General features: G+C 21.6%; 13 protein-coding genes. 9 read left to right on the forward strand and 4 right to left on the reverse strand.

From position 1 onward, the window contains the following. Positions 1–17: 17 nt before the first annotated feature. The gene (locus AB4W55_RS01210) at positions 18–1,253 is read right to left on the reverse strand and encodes an Rne/Rng family ribonuclease (protein WP_367672204.1); all 1,236 of its coding nucleotides are present in this window, start codon (positions 1,251–1,253) and stop codon (positions 18–20) included. A gap of 122 nt (positions 1,254–1,375) precedes the next feature. On the opposite strand from AB4W55_RS01210, the gene AB4W55_RS01215 reads away from it, so the two are divergent. From AB4W55_RS01215 to ptsG, 9 genes are all read left to right on the forward strand, one after another. Continuing rightward, positions 1,376–2,308, forward strand: a complete 933-nt coding sequence (locus tag AB4W55_RS01215; protein WP_367672205.1) for an RluA family pseudouridine synthase — start codon at positions 1,376–1,378, stop codon at positions 2,306–2,308. Between the two features lie 128 nt (positions 2,309–2,436). After that, positions 2,437–2,613, forward strand: coding sequence for a 50S ribosomal protein L32 (rpmF, locus tag AB4W55_RS01220; protein WP_367672207.1), 177 nt, complete (start codon positions 2,437–2,439; stop codon positions 2,611–2,613). Positions 2,614–2,740: 127 nt separating this feature from the next. Continuing rightward, positions 2,741–3,703 carry an ACP S-malonyltransferase gene (gene fabD, locus AB4W55_RS01225; protein ID WP_367672209.1) on the forward strand — a complete coding sequence of 321 codons (963 nt, stop codon included), beginning with the start codon at positions 2,741–2,743 and terminating at the stop codon, positions 3,701–3,703. A 2-nt stretch (positions 3,704–3,705) separates the two neighbouring features. Then, complete coding sequence (fabG, locus tag AB4W55_RS01230; protein ID WP_367672210.1) at positions 3,706–4,440, forward strand: 3-oxoacyl-ACP reductase FabG; 735 nt, start codon at positions 3,706–3,708, stop codon at positions 4,438–4,440. A gap of 105 nt (positions 4,441–4,545) precedes the next feature. Further along, positions 4,546–4,806, forward strand: a complete 261-nt coding sequence (locus tag AB4W55_RS01235) for an acyl carrier protein (RefSeq protein WP_367672212.1) — start codon at positions 4,546–4,548, stop codon at positions 4,804–4,806. A gap of 46 nt (positions 4,807–4,852) precedes the next feature. Continuing rightward, a complete protein-coding gene (gene tmk, locus AB4W55_RS01240) occupies positions 4,853–5,482 on the forward strand; it encodes a dTMP kinase (RefSeq protein ID WP_367672214.1) in 630 nt (209 codons plus the stop codon). Further along, complete coding sequence (locus AB4W55_RS01245; protein WP_367672216.1) at positions 5,479–6,465, forward strand: DNA polymerase III subunit delta' C-terminal domain-containing protein; 987 nt, start codon at positions 5,479–5,481, stop codon at positions 6,463–6,465. The genes tmk and AB4W55_RS01245 overlap by 4 nt, the downstream gene beginning before the upstream one ends. A 37-nt stretch (positions 6,466–6,502) precedes the next feature. Further along, complete coding sequence (locus tag AB4W55_RS01250) at positions 6,503–7,288, forward strand: TatD family hydrolase (RefSeq protein WP_367672218.1); 786 nt, start codon at positions 6,503–6,505, stop codon at positions 7,286–7,288. 80 nt (positions 7,289–7,368) lie between these two features. Further along, entirely contained in the window at positions 7,369–8,802 is a 1,434-nt protein-coding gene (ptsG, locus tag AB4W55_RS01255) for a PTS glucose transporter subunit IIBC (protein ID WP_367672220.1), read from the forward strand. 381 nt (positions 8,803–9,183) lie between these two features. Here the strand turns inward: ptsG and asnS are convergent, their stop codons facing one another. From asnS to AB4W55_RS01270, 3 genes are all read right to left on the reverse strand, one after another. Then, positions 9,184–10,584: an asparagine--tRNA ligase gene (gene asnS, locus AB4W55_RS01260; RefSeq protein WP_367672222.1), complete on the reverse strand. Its 1,401-nt coding sequence runs from the start codon at positions 10,582–10,584 to the stop codon at positions 9,184–9,186. Positions 10,585–10,926: 342 nt separating this feature from the next. Beyond that, entirely contained in the window at positions 10,927–11,814 is an 888-nt protein-coding gene (locus AB4W55_RS01265) for a rhodanese-related sulfurtransferase (RefSeq protein ID WP_367672224.1), read from the reverse strand. Positions 11,815–11,963: 149 nt separating this feature from the next. Further along, a complete protein-coding gene (locus AB4W55_RS01270) occupies positions 11,964–14,822 on the reverse strand; it encodes a valine--tRNA ligase (RefSeq protein WP_367672226.1) in 2,859 nt (952 codons plus the stop codon). Between the last annotated feature and the right edge of the window lie 275 nt (positions 14,823–15,097).

Genomic DNA, 15,097 nt, shown 5'->3' on the forward strand with positions numbered 1-15,097 from the left:
TAAAATTTATTTTTAAATTATTTAAATCTGACCAATGGAGGACAAATATAATTATATTTTTTATCAGAATGTGTATTGAGCTTTTCGCGCGATAATTCTAATATTCCAAAATTAGAAATACGTCCTACTTGAATACGAGCTCGATCTTCTAAAAGATTTGTTTTTAATATTTTTTCAATCATTCTACAATTTTTCATAACTTTCATATTAATTAAATCGATTAAAATTAATCCACCAATATCTCTTAATCTTAACTGACGAACAACCTCAATAACTGCTTCTAAATTAATTTTAAAAGCTGTATCTTCAATATTTTTACCTACATATGAACGTGACGAATTTACATCAATAATTGTACATGCTTCTGTAAAATCTAGAATTAAAGATCCTCCCGAAGGTAATCTAATTTCTCTTTTAGATAATAAATTAATTTGATTATCAATATTATAATATTTAAAAATTGGAATAGTATTAGAATACAATCTCATTTTTTTATAAATATCAATTTTTTTAAAAAAAAATGTATAAAAATGAATCATATTAAATATCTCTATATTATCAATAATAATTTGATCAATATCATTATATAAATAATCTTCAAATATTCTCATAATAATTTTATTTTTATAAAAGATTATTCCAGGATATAGAGAATATTTAGAAATTTTAAAAATTTCATTTAAGCAATTTAATAATAATGCAAAATCATATTTAATCTTTTTGATATCTTTTCCTAAACTAGAAGTACGAACAATTAAACTGACATTATTGGGTATATCAAATGTTAAAAGATTATCTTTAATTGTTTTTCTATCTTTTCCTTGAATTTTTTTTGATATAAAAATATTTTTTTTATTACTTAACTTTAATATTAAATAAATCCCTGATAATTGAATAAAAGTAGTTAATTTCACACCTTTTTTTTTATTTTCTTCACGAATAATTTGTACAATTACTCTTTGATTTTTTTGAAGCATATTTTTTACATTTGATATATCTAAATAATTTTGATTTTTTAAAAAATAATAATCAGCAATTTCTTTAAATGGAAGAAATCCATATTTTTTTTCCCCATAATCCACAAAAACAGCTTCTATACTAGGTATGATATTAATAATTTTTCCTTGATATATATTTAATTTTTTTTTAATACAAGTTAAATTATTTAATTCTAAATTATATAAAATATTATTATTTAAATAAGCTATTCGAAACTCTTTATTTTGTTGAAAATTAATTATCATTTTTTTCATAGTAAAATTTAATCATTTAAAAAAAATTAATATTAATATTATAATAAATTTACTATATTAAATATTATTAAAACACATGTAAATATTTTATATATATGAAAGTTATATTATGAGGATAAATATTGGATAAAAAAATATCTGTATCAATTGTAAAGATTGATAAAGAAATGATAAATCAACGTATAGATAATTTTATAAAATCTCAATTTAGAAAAATACCAAAAGGTTTATTATATAAAATTATAAGAATTGGTCGTATTCGAGTAAATAAAAAAAGAGTTAAACCAGATTATAAATTAAAAATAGGTGATATATTAAGAATTCCACCCTTTCATGAAAAAAAAATAAAAAAAAATATTACAATCAACTTAAATATTAAAAAAAAATTATTATCTAGCATTTTATATGAAGATGAATATTTATTGGTAATTAATAAACCACCAGGAATAGCAGTACATGGAGGAAGCGGATTAAATTTTGGTATTATTGAAGGCTTTAGATTATTAAAAGAAAAATATCAATATTTAGAATTAATACATCGATTAGATAAAAATACATCTGGAATATTAATGCTTGCGAAAAAAAAATCCTGTTTAAAAAATATTCATGAACAATTTAGAAAAAAAATCATCGAAAAACAATACATAGCTTTAGTTCATGGAAAATGGAAAGATAATATAAGAATTATATCAAAACCATTAATAAAAAATAAATTATTTAATGGAAAAAAACACGTTACAATCAGTTGTAATGGAAAACAATCAAAAACTATTTTTATAGTAAAAAAACGTTTTGATTTAAATACGATGTTATTAATCATTCCAAAAACTGGTCGTACACATCAAATTAGAGTACATGCTGCATATGCAGGACATCCAATTATTTTTGATAACTATTATGGAAATAAAAAATTAGATTACCAAATTAATCAAAAATATCAACATGAAAAAATTTTATTACATGCAATAAAAATTTCTTTTTTTCATCCATTAAGTAAAAAAAAAATTTATATTAAAGCACCTTTAGAAAATAGATTTAAAAAATATTTAAAATAATTGTTATTTTAAATAAAGTATATAATATATGTAAAAATTCATTTTTAAAAATATTATTTATGAAATCAATTTATTAATAGAATATATAATAAATTATTAATTATCATTTTAAGGGAGAAATTAAAATTATGGCAGTACAAAAAAGTAAACCTACTAGATCAAAAAGGGGTATGAGAAGATCTCATGATCAACTAAAAAAATTATCTTTATCCTGCGATAAAGTAAGTAAAGAAATACATATTCGACATTGTGTAACTAAAAAAAAATTTTATAAAGGAAAAAAAATTATCACTGATAACAAATAAATTTATCACAATAATTTTTAATATCACATAAAAATAAAATATTAAATATATATATAATTAATATATACAACCAATGTATTAAATATATTTAATATTTTGATAAAATTTTATCATAGGTACATTATGTATGGTATCCATAGCAATGATTTTCCCGGGTCAGGGTTCACAAAAAATTGGGGCACTATCTCAATTATCAAAACAAAATATTATTATTAAAGATACATTTGAAGAAGCATCAGAATATTTAAAATACAATTTATGGAAGTTAATAAATTACGGACCTTTTAAAAAAATAAATCAAAGTAAATATGCACAACCGTTGATATTAGTTTCGTCTATAGCTATTTATCGACTTTGGAAAAAAATGGGGGGATGTAACCCACATATATCCGCAGGTCATAGTTTGGGAGAATATTCTGCATTAGTTTGTGGCAATTCCATAAATTTTGAAGATGCTGTAAAATTTATTCAGCAACGAGGAAAAATAATGGAAAATTGTGTGCAAAATCAAGAAGTTTGTATGAAAGTAATTTCAGGATTACGCGAAAAAACAATATTAAATTTATGTAAAAAATATTCAAATTATAATATTGTAAATATTGCAAGTATCAATGCAAAAACACAAATCGTAATATCTGGACACAAAATTGCAGTTGAAAAAACTGCTCAAGAATGCAAAAAAATTGGAGCTAAATTAATTGTAAATATACCAATTAATATCTCTTCACATTGTGAAATTATGAAAAAAATTTCTATAAAAATATCCCAAAAACTAAGAAAAATTTCTTTTCAAACTCCTTTATATACAATATTAAATAGCATTTTTATAAAAAAATACCAAACAAAAAAAGATATTTGTGATAATTTAACTAAACAATTATATCATCCTGTACAATGGGAAAAAACAGTTAAAGTACTTCAAAAAAACACAGATATTACGTTAGAAGTTGGACCTAGAGAAATTTTAACTAATTTATATAAAAAATATTACTTTTCAAAATGTATTTCAATTAATAATCCCCAAAATTTTTTCTTAGCTCTAGAATTATCTCAAAACAAAACAAACAAAAAAAATAATAGTATAAACTAAAAATGAAAAATAAAAAAAAAATAGCTTTAGTTACTGGAGCAAATCGGGGGATAGGACAAGAAATTGCGAAAAAATTATCAAAAAATAATATTATTGTTATTGGAACAGCAAAAAATTTGATAGAAAAAAATAAAATTAATTCAATGTTAGGAAAAAATGGATTTGGAATAATTTTAGATGTTACAAATAAACTCGAAATATCACAATCTGTTCAAAAAATTCATAACAATTTTGGAATTATTGATATATTAATTAATAATGCTGCTATTAAATATGATAAATTATTAATTCAAATGAGCGATCATGATTGGAATAAAACTTTAAAAACTAATTTAACTAGTATATTTCATATATCAAAAGCAGTAATAAAAAAAATGATTCAACAGAAATATGGAAGAATTATTACTATTGGTTCAGTTATAGGAGAATTAGGTAATATTGGACAAATTAATTATTCTACCTCTAAATCTGGAATTATTGGATTTAACAAAACATTAGCTTTAGAAGTGGCTGATAAAGGAATAACAGCAAATGTTATTTCTCCAGGGTTAATAAATACAGATATGATAAACGATATTTCCCTAGAAAAAAAAAAAAAATATTTATTAAATATCCCCATGAAAAAATTTGGATCTAAAAAACATATTGCAAGTATGGTGTTATATTTAATTTCTAAATCAGCTGCTTATATTACTGGACAAACAATTCATATTAATGGTGGAATGTATATGAACTAATGATATATATTTAAATTAATTAATATTTAAATTCTATATAATTGCATGAAATTAATATATATATGATAATATATATTTATTATATGCAATTATATTTTATAAAAAATGAATAAAATTTCTAATCAAATCAAAAAAATTATTTCTCAAAAAATGGAAATACCAATTTCAAAAATTCATAATGATACTCATTTAAGCAAAGATTTAAATATAGATTCTTTAGATATGATTGAAATTATTATGACTATTGAAGAAAAATTTAACATCGAAATACCAGAAAATATTAGTGATTCGTTTGAATCAATCAATTTTATAACAAAATATGTCAAAAATATAATAAATTCATCACATGATAATTTAAAAAATTAAAAAATATAATATTCAATAAATTATTTTAAACAATAAAAATATTCAAATGATAAATAGTAAATTTATTGTAGTAGAAGGAATAGATGGTTCTGGAAAAACTAGTGTTTGTCAAACCATTAAAAAAATATTAAAAAAAAATGGAATTAAAAAAATTATAATTGTACACGATCCTGGAGGAACCGTAATTTCTGAAAAAATTCGGAAAATTATTAAAAATTCTTATCAAAATGAATATATTCATCATAAGACAATTTTATTATTATTTTATGCGGCAAGAATTCAATTAATTGAAAATATAATTAAACCAGCATTAAAAAATAAAACATGGATAATATCTGATAGACACGATTTATCTTCATTAACATATCAAGGAGGGGGGTTTGGAATTAAAAAAAATATTATTATGAAATTAAAAAAAATGATGATCGGAAACTTTTATCCGGACTTAACTATATATTTAGATATTCTTCCTAAGTTTGGATTACAACGTATTATAAAAAGAGGAAAATTAGATACAATAGAAAAAAATAATTTAGATTTTTTTAATAAAGTTAGAAATAGTTATTTAAATTTTATCTCTAAAGATAATAAAAGTATTAAAATTAATGCTAATTTAAAATTCAATATTGTTAAACAAGAAATTCAAAATAAATTAGAAGCATGGTTAAAAAAATGAATATAACATTTTATCCATGGTTAATTATACCTTATAAAAAAATTATTAATAGCTATAACAAAAATCATTTACATCATACTATCATTGTACAATCTAACAATCTACAAGATACATTTAAATTAATATGGGCGATTATAAGATGGATTGTATGTACTAAACGTTTAAAATTTAAAAGTTGTGGAATATGCAAGGGATGTACTTTAATACTTAATAAGAATCATCCAGATTGTTACTTTTTATATCCTAAAACAAATAAAAATTTTTTAGAAGTTGAACTGATTAGAAATACAATTAAATCACTTTTAAACACTGCTCAACAACATGGAAAAAAAATCTTTTGGATTCCAAATTATAGCACATTAACAACATTTGGAATAAACGCATTATTATCAATAATAGAAACACCTCCAAAAAATACATTTTTTTTTATTGGGCATGACGTATCAAAAAAAATCCATCTTACATTTCGCAGTCGATGTTTAATATATCACATTGTTAAACCAACAGAAAAAATAGCATTACAATGGATACAAAAACAAATAAATCTTACAAAACAATCATATCTAGTAGCAATTAGAATATCTGAAAACAATCCAATACTTGCAAAAAAAATATTAACAAGCAATATATGGAATCAACGAAAAGAATTATACCATCAAATACATTTGTCAATTCAAAATAATAATTTTATCAAATTATTATCAATATTAAATTATAATACAATAATTAAAATTAATTGGATTATTTTATTATTATTAGATGCAATGAAATTTAAAAAACATCTTCTTATATTATTAATTAATTTAGATCAAAAATTATTAATCGAAAAAATTATTCAAAATTACTCATACAAATATTTAAATAAAATTACAAAATCATGGATTAAATGTAGATATCAATTAATAAATATAAAAAATATTAATTATGAATTATTAATCTTAAAACAACTGATAAAATGGGAAAAAAAATATAAAATATTATAAATTAATATCATATTAATACAAATAAAGAGAATATTATATGTACTTTATTGATTCGCATTGTCATTTAAATTTATTAAAACATAAAAATTCAAAACAAGAAATAAATAAATTTTTAAAACAAGCAAATAATACATTTGTAAAATTATTTTTAACAGTTGCAACTTCTATAAAAGATTACCAACAAAATTTTAAATTATTTAAAGAATATTCCAGCGTATTATACAGTATAGGAATTCATCCACTAAACAGTAGTATCACCAATCTTAGTGATATATCAAAATTTAAAAAAGAAATTTCTCAAAACAACAAAATTATTGCATTTGGAGAAACTGGTTTAGATTACTATCATCCATTACATAATAAAATTATACAAAAAAAAATATTTTTAGAACATCTTAAAATGGGATGCGAATTAAAAAAACCGATTATTATCCATACTCGAAATTCTGAGATAGATCTTTTAAATATATTATCAAGCAAAGAATGTAAAAATTGTACTGGTGTAATACATTCTTATACAGGTGATATATTCACGGCAAGAAAATTATTAAATTTAGGTTTTTACATTTCATTTTCAGGTATTGTAACTTTTAAAAACGCAAAAAATATAAAAAATACTCTTAAATTTATCCCAATAGATAGAATATTACTTGAAACAGATTCTCCATATTTAACACCAGAACCATATCGGGGAAAAGAAAACCAACCATCTAATCTATTTATTATTGCAAAATATATATCAAAATTAAAAAATATTGATTTATATACTTTATCACAAGAAACAAAAAAAAATTTTAATAAATTATTTAATACAAAATATTAATTAAATAATAAATTTAAAATATAATTTATTCAAATATTATAAAAAAATAAGAAAAATTAAATGTTTAGGAAACACATAACATGATAAAAAACATGTTTTCAAATTTACAAAAAATTGGTAAATCACTAATGTTACCAGTATCGGTCTTGCCTATTGCTGGAATTTTACTTGGAATTGGATCTGCAAATTTTTCAATTATACCTTCAATAATATCTCATGTTATGGCTGAAGCGGGAAGTGTAATATTTAAAAACATGCCTTTAATATTTTCAATTGGAGTTGCACTAGGATTTACCAATAACGATGGTGTTGCCGCATTAGCTGCTCTAGTCTGTCAAAGTATTATGGTACAAACTACATCTATAATTATTCCATGCTTTTTAAAAAATGTCATTATTCAATCAAATTATCAAAACTTTTGCGATACTGGAATTTTAGGAGGAATTTTATCTGGTTCCATTTCAGCATATTTATTTAATAAATTTTATAAAATCACATTACCAGAATATCTAGGATTCTTTTCTGGTAAAAGATTTATTCCCATAATATCTGGTTTAACAGCAATATTATTTGGATTTTTATTATCTATTATATGGCCTACTATTAGTAACGCAATCCAAATATTTTCAAAATGGGCCGCATACCAAAATCCCATGCTTGCTTTTGGAATATACGGTTTTGTGGAACGCGCATTAGTTCCGTTCGGATTGCATCATATTTGGAATGTTCCATTCCAAATGCAAATTGGGGAATATACTAATTCTGCAGGACAAGTATTTCATGGTGATATTGCAAGATATATGGCTGGAGATAATACAGCCGGAAAACTAGCAGGAGGTTTCTTATTTAAAATGTATGGCTTGCCAGGAGCAGCATGTGCTATTTGGCGTTGCGCAAATAAAGAAAATAGAAAAAAAATCGGCGGAATGATGCTATCTGCAGCTTTAACAGCATTTCTAACCGGCATTACAGAACCAATTGAGTTTGCATTTTTATTAACAGCTCCTATATTATACTTTATTCATGCAGTTTTAGCAGGATTAGCTTTTCCAATCTGTATATTTTTTGGAATGAATGCTGGAGCTAGTTTCTCACATGGATTAATAGATTTTATTATATTAAGTAGTCGTGTAAATTCAATTTGGCTATTTCCTGTGGTCGGAATTGTATACGGTTTCATTTATTACATAATATTTTATTCATTAATAAAATATTTCAATTTTATCACACCTGGAAGAGAAAAAATTCAACATAATGAATTTGAAAATAACATACAAAAAATAGCTCCATTACTAGTATCTGCTTTTGGTGGAAGTAATAATATTGATAATTTAGATGCATGTATTACAAGATTAAGAGTAACTGTTAAAGATATTTCAAAAGTTAATCAAAAAAAAATCAAAGAATTAGGGGCAGTAGGAGTAGTAATTTCTGGTTTAGGAGTACAAGCTATTTTTGGAACAAAATCAGATAATTTAAAAACTGCTATGGATGATTATATCAATCAAAAATAAACGTATTTTAATTAAAATTCATACATTTCAAAAAAAATATAAATAATTATTATTTTTAAAAAACGTAAAATAAAAAACCAATCAAAATATGTTAATTATAAACAATTATCAATATAATTTATATAAATAAATAAAATTATATTACACATAACAATATTAATATGTAATTTTATAATATATACATCATAATTAATTATAATATAATATATATTATATATAATAATTAAACTTGATTATAATAAAATTGCTTTAATATATTAAAATGATATTACATCTCTCTAATAATCATTATAAATACTTTAAACTAATAAACATTTATATGAGAGATGTAAAATACATATAAAATTAAAATATGTAATTTCAATTTTATCATATATTATATTAACATAATGCATGATTTATAGTTCTTGGAAATGGTATTAAATCTTTAACATTATAAATTCCAGTAATATAAGATATTAACCTTTCAAAACCCAAACCAAAACCGGAATGAGGAACACTACCATATCGACGTAAATCAATATACCAAGAATAATCTTTTTTATTTAAATTTAATTCTAATAACCTATTTTTTAAAATAGATTTATTTTCTTCTCTTTGAGAACCTCCCAATATTTCTCCAATACCTGGAATCAATAAATCCATTGAAGAAACTGTATGACCATCATTATTTAATTTCATATAAAATGCTTTTAAATGTTTGGGAAAATTTTTAACAAATACTGCATTAAAAAAATAATGATCTACTAAATATTTTTCATGTTCTGAAAATAAATCCATCCCCATAGAAATAGGGTTTTTAAAATTATAATCCGAATCTTGTAAAATTTGAATAGCATCTGAATAATTTATATGAACAATTTCAGAAGATAAGAATTTTTCTAATCTTTGAAAAATATTAGCATCAATCTTATTCTGTAAAAAATTCATTTCATTACTACAATGCTTTAAAACAAAATTTATAATATATTTAATTATTTGTTCAGATAATTCAGAAATCTCATTTAAATCAAAAAATGCTTGTTCAACTTCTAGCATCCAAAATTCTGAAAGATGACGAGTAGTATTAGAATTTTCAGCTCGAAAAGTAGGACCAAAAGAATATACTTTCCCCATAGAGCATGCATACGACTCTAGAGTTAATTGGCCTGAAACTGTTAAAAAAGATTCTTTTCCAAAAAAATCCTGTTTAAAATCAACCAATCCATCTTTTTGTCTAGGGGGATTACTAATATCTAATGTAGATACTTTAAACATTGCTCCAGCACCTTCTGAATCTAAACTAGTAATAATTGGGGTCGGAATCCAGTAATATTTTTTTTTATATAAAAAATGATGCATAGCATGAAACATAGTATTACGTATTCTCGTAATTACCCCAATAAAATTTGTTCGTGATCTTAAATGAGGAATTTCTCTCAAATATTCGTAAGTATGATTTTTAGCTGCCACCGGGTATTTTTCTGGAAAATCTACCCATCCAATTACCATAAGTTTACTCGCTTGTATTTCATATTTTTGTTTTTTACCAATAGATAATACTAATCTTCCATCAATACAAACAGAACAACCAATTGTTAATCTTAATACTTCTGTATTATAATTAAATATACTTTGATTAACTATAACTTGTACTGTTTTAATAGAAGACCCATCATAAAGATCTAAAAAAGAAATACCGCATTTAGAATCTCTGCGATTTCGAATCCAACCAAATACTGTAATATGTTGATTAATTAAAAAACGATTTTTATGTATATCATCTATTGATATTATGCTCATAAATTTTATTCAACCCTCAATATAATATAAATTAACAACCATTTTTTATATTTGTAATATTTTTATAGTTATGTAAAATATTTTAGAAATAAATTTTATTTTACAATTTAAAAATATATTTTTTAATAATATAAAACATGTATTCAAAAAAAAATAGTTTTGTATAAAATTAAAAATTATAAATACATTTCAAAATATTTTAATTTATAAAAACCATAACATATCGATTACTGAATATAAAATTTATAAATATATATGTTAAAAAAAATATTATATTAATATTTTTTTTTGAAAATAAATATTTTTTTAAAATGCACTATAAATTTTAATTATCAAATAAAATTAAATATATTTAATTTGACAATTAATAGAACAATACCCAGAATATTTAATGTAACAATTTTTACATTGTAAAAATAAACGATGACAAAAATAATTATTACAATTCATATAATCATTATAATGTTGTCCGCAAGTTTCACATAAACTAAATATATGAGAAGATATAAATTCTGAAATCCTATTATCAAAGACAAAATTTTTTCCATAAAACTTGATTGGTAAATTTTTTCTATGCGATTCATTAACATAATTTAAAATACCCCCCTCTATATGATAAACATTTTTAAAATTATGAAATTTTATTAAAGCTGTAGCTTTTTCGCAACGAATACCACCAGTACAATACATAACGATCGATTTATTTTTATAAGGTGTTAAAAATTTAACCATATTATTTAATTGATCTCGAAAAGTTGATCCGGGTACATGAATTGCTTTTTTAAAATGACCAATTTTATATTCATAATCATTACGTAAATCAACAAAGATTGCCTTTTTATCTACTAACATGTTATTAACTTCATGAGGTTTCAAATAAATCCCAGAATTTTTATAATTAAATTTAAAATTTAATAAACCATCTGCAACAATTTTATTTTTTACCTTTACTTTTAAAATAAAAAAAGATGTTTTATTATTTAAACCGCGATTTATTTTCATTCCTTTAAAATCGTGATGCATCTTATATATAAATTTCTTAAATATATGGTAATTTGTATTTAAAACACTAATCTGTGCATTAATTCCTTCTCTTGATATATAAACTCTACCTAAAATATTTAATATATTAAATACTTTATATATAATTTTTTTAAAATTATACGGATCATAAATATCACAATATTTATAAAAAGATAATGTAACACGAAATTCATTATTTGAAAGCATAAAAAACCATCATATTTTGTTAAATAAAAATAATATAATATTAATTATTTATTTATATTTTATAATTAAATAATATTTTAAAATAAAATCATAAATAATAAATTAATTCTTTTATATGAATAATATAATATTTATACTAATATTCTATGTTATACAGATAAAATATTATTTTTTTGAAAAATTAATTTATTATATGTAGTAATCAATTCATTCAGATTTTCTTTTTTTTGTAATATTATTTTATTTGGGGCTTTTTTTATAAATTCTTGATTATTTATCAACTCTTTCAATAAATTAATTTTGGTAGATAGAATATTAATTTTTTTCTTTATTTTTTTTAATTCTAATGAATGATCAATATCTTTTACAACAATAATAAATATTTTAACATTATCTATAATACCTAAAATAGTATCAGGAATAGAAACGTTTTCGTTGAATAAAATAGTAATATTTTCTAAATATGCTAATTTTTTGATAATATTTTTATAATATAAAAATATATTTTGTAAATTAATATGTAAATTAGAAATAAATATAGATAATAATTTTTTAGAATGTATTTTAAAATTGACTCGAGTATTTCTGATAAATAAAATCATATCTTGAATGAAATACATCATTTTTAAAATACTATTATTTAATATTTTTTTATTAAATATAGGAAATGGTTGTAACATAATTGTAGATTCTGATATATTCATAATATGTTTAATATCTTTCCAAATTTTTTCAGTAATGAATGGAATAATTGGATGCGAAAGACGTAAAATAGACTCAAAAACATAAAATAAAGTATATTGGGCATTTTGAACTTGTTGGATAGATCCAACCTCAACTATAATTTTGATAATCTCTAAATACCAATCACAAAATTTATGCCAAACAAAATTATATAATTCATTAGCTGCAATATCAAATCTATATATATCTAAAGAATCGCGATAAATTTTAATTACATTATTTAATTCTAATAATATCCAATGATCAAAAAAATATAAAATCTTTCTAAAATATTTCATATCAATATTAATATTTTGAAAATATATTAAAATAAATCGACCAGCATTCCAAATTTTATTACAAAATTTTTTATATCCTTGTAACCTATTCATATCCCAATTAATACTTCTAGTAGGAGAAGATAAAGAAGAAAAAGTAAATCGCAATGCATCAGAACCGAAACTACTAATTCCTGACGGAAATTGTTTTTTAGTGTTTTCAGAAATTTCTTTTAATTTTGACTTATCTATAATAAACTTAGTACGTTTTTTTAATAAATCTGATAAATTAATTCCATCTATAATATCTAAAGGATCTAATACATTTCCTTCAGATTTAGACATTTTTTTTCCATTTTCATCTCTAATTAAACCTGTTATATATACCGATTTAAAAGGAATATGAGAAATATTTTGATTATCTTTAATACAATACATAGTCATTATAATCATTCGAGCAATCCAAAAAAATATAATATCAAAACCAGTAACAATTACATTGGTAGGATGAAAAGTATTTAATAAATTATTTTTTTTGGGCCAATCTAATGAAATAAACGTCCATAAACTAGAAGAAAACCATGTATCTAATACATCTTCATCTTGTAATAATTCTTCGTTATCAGGGATGAAATATTTTTTTCGAATATCTTTTTCATTTTTTCCAACATATATTCTTCCCCGAATATCATACCATGCCGGAATACGATGCCCCCACCATAATTGACGAGAAATACACCAATCTTGAATATTATTCATCCAGGAAAAATACATATTTTGATATTTTTTGGGAAAGAACTTAATATCATTTTTTAAAACAGCAGATATAGCTGGTTGTGATAAATCTGATATTTTTAGATACCATTGATTTGTTAACATAGGTTCAATAATCGAATGACTTCTATCACCATATGGAAGTGTAATATTTTCTTCAAAAACATTCTCTAATAAATTAAGTTCCTTTAACATATCAATTAGTTTATTTCTTGCTAAAAATTTATTTAAACCGCGCAATTCGATAGGAATAAAATTATCATAAATATTTGAATCATAACCCAAAATATCATACACATTAAAATACTCACAAATATTACCGTCTTTTTGAAAAATATTAATTAAAGGTAAATGATGTCTTAGTGCAATTTCATAATCATTAAAATCATGAGCGGGAGTAATTTTTACACAACCAGTTCCTTTATTCATATCAACATATTGATCAGATATAATAGGAATAATTCGATTTACTAAAGGAACTTGAACATATTTTCCAATTAAAGAAATATATCTTTTATCAATAGGATTCACTGCAACAGCAGTATCTCCCAATAAAGTTTCAGGCCTAGTAGTAGCAACAGTTAAATATTTTTGAATATTAGAATTATTTACATAATCTAATATAGGATATCGAATATACCAAACATTTCCTTTAACAACCTGATAATCTAATTCTAAATCAGAAATAACTGTTCTTAATTTAGTATCCCAATTTGATAATTTTTTTTTACGATAAATTAAATTATGATTATATAAATCTATAAAAACTTTTTTAACACCTCTAGAAGATATAGGATCTAAAGTAAATCTTTCTCTAGACCAGTCAACTGAATTTCCTAAACGTTGCATTTGATAATTAATTTGATTAATTGATATATTTTTCCATTCCCAACATTTTTTAATAAAATTTTTTCTACCAAAAGAATTTAAATTAATATTATGTTTTAATTTAATATGTTTTGAAACCACCATCTGGGTAGCAATACCGGCATGGTCAAAACCAATCTGCCATAAAGTATTGTCTCCTTGCATACGATGATATCGAATTAAAATATCCATAATAGTATGTTGAAAAGCATGCCCCATGTGTAATATACCAGTAATATTTGGAGGAGGCATAATAATACAAAATGATTTTTTTTTGATATTATTATTCGGTTTAAAATAACCATTTTCCTTCCACATGCGATATATTGATTCTTCAATTTCTTTAGGATTATATTTTTTTTTCATATTCTTTCTTAAATAAAATTAATAAAACAGGTAAAATTTTAATTCATTTCAGATATATCTTGATATATTTTATATAAATTCTAATATTTTAAAAAAATGTCATAATAATATAATTATTATTAATTCAAATTATATTTTAATAAAATACTATTTACATAATTTTTAAAAATATCTTATTAAAATAAAATTTATGAAATATATCATAAAATTTAATTTAATTAATAATTAAACTAATACATAATATTATATATCATATTAATATAGTTATATTACTT

The organism is Buchnera aphidicola (Symydobius americanus) (assembly GCF_964059135.1).
Lineage (GTDB): Bacteria > Pseudomonadota > Gammaproteobacteria > Enterobacterales > Enterobacteriaceae > Buchnera_L > Buchnera_L aphidicola_AJ.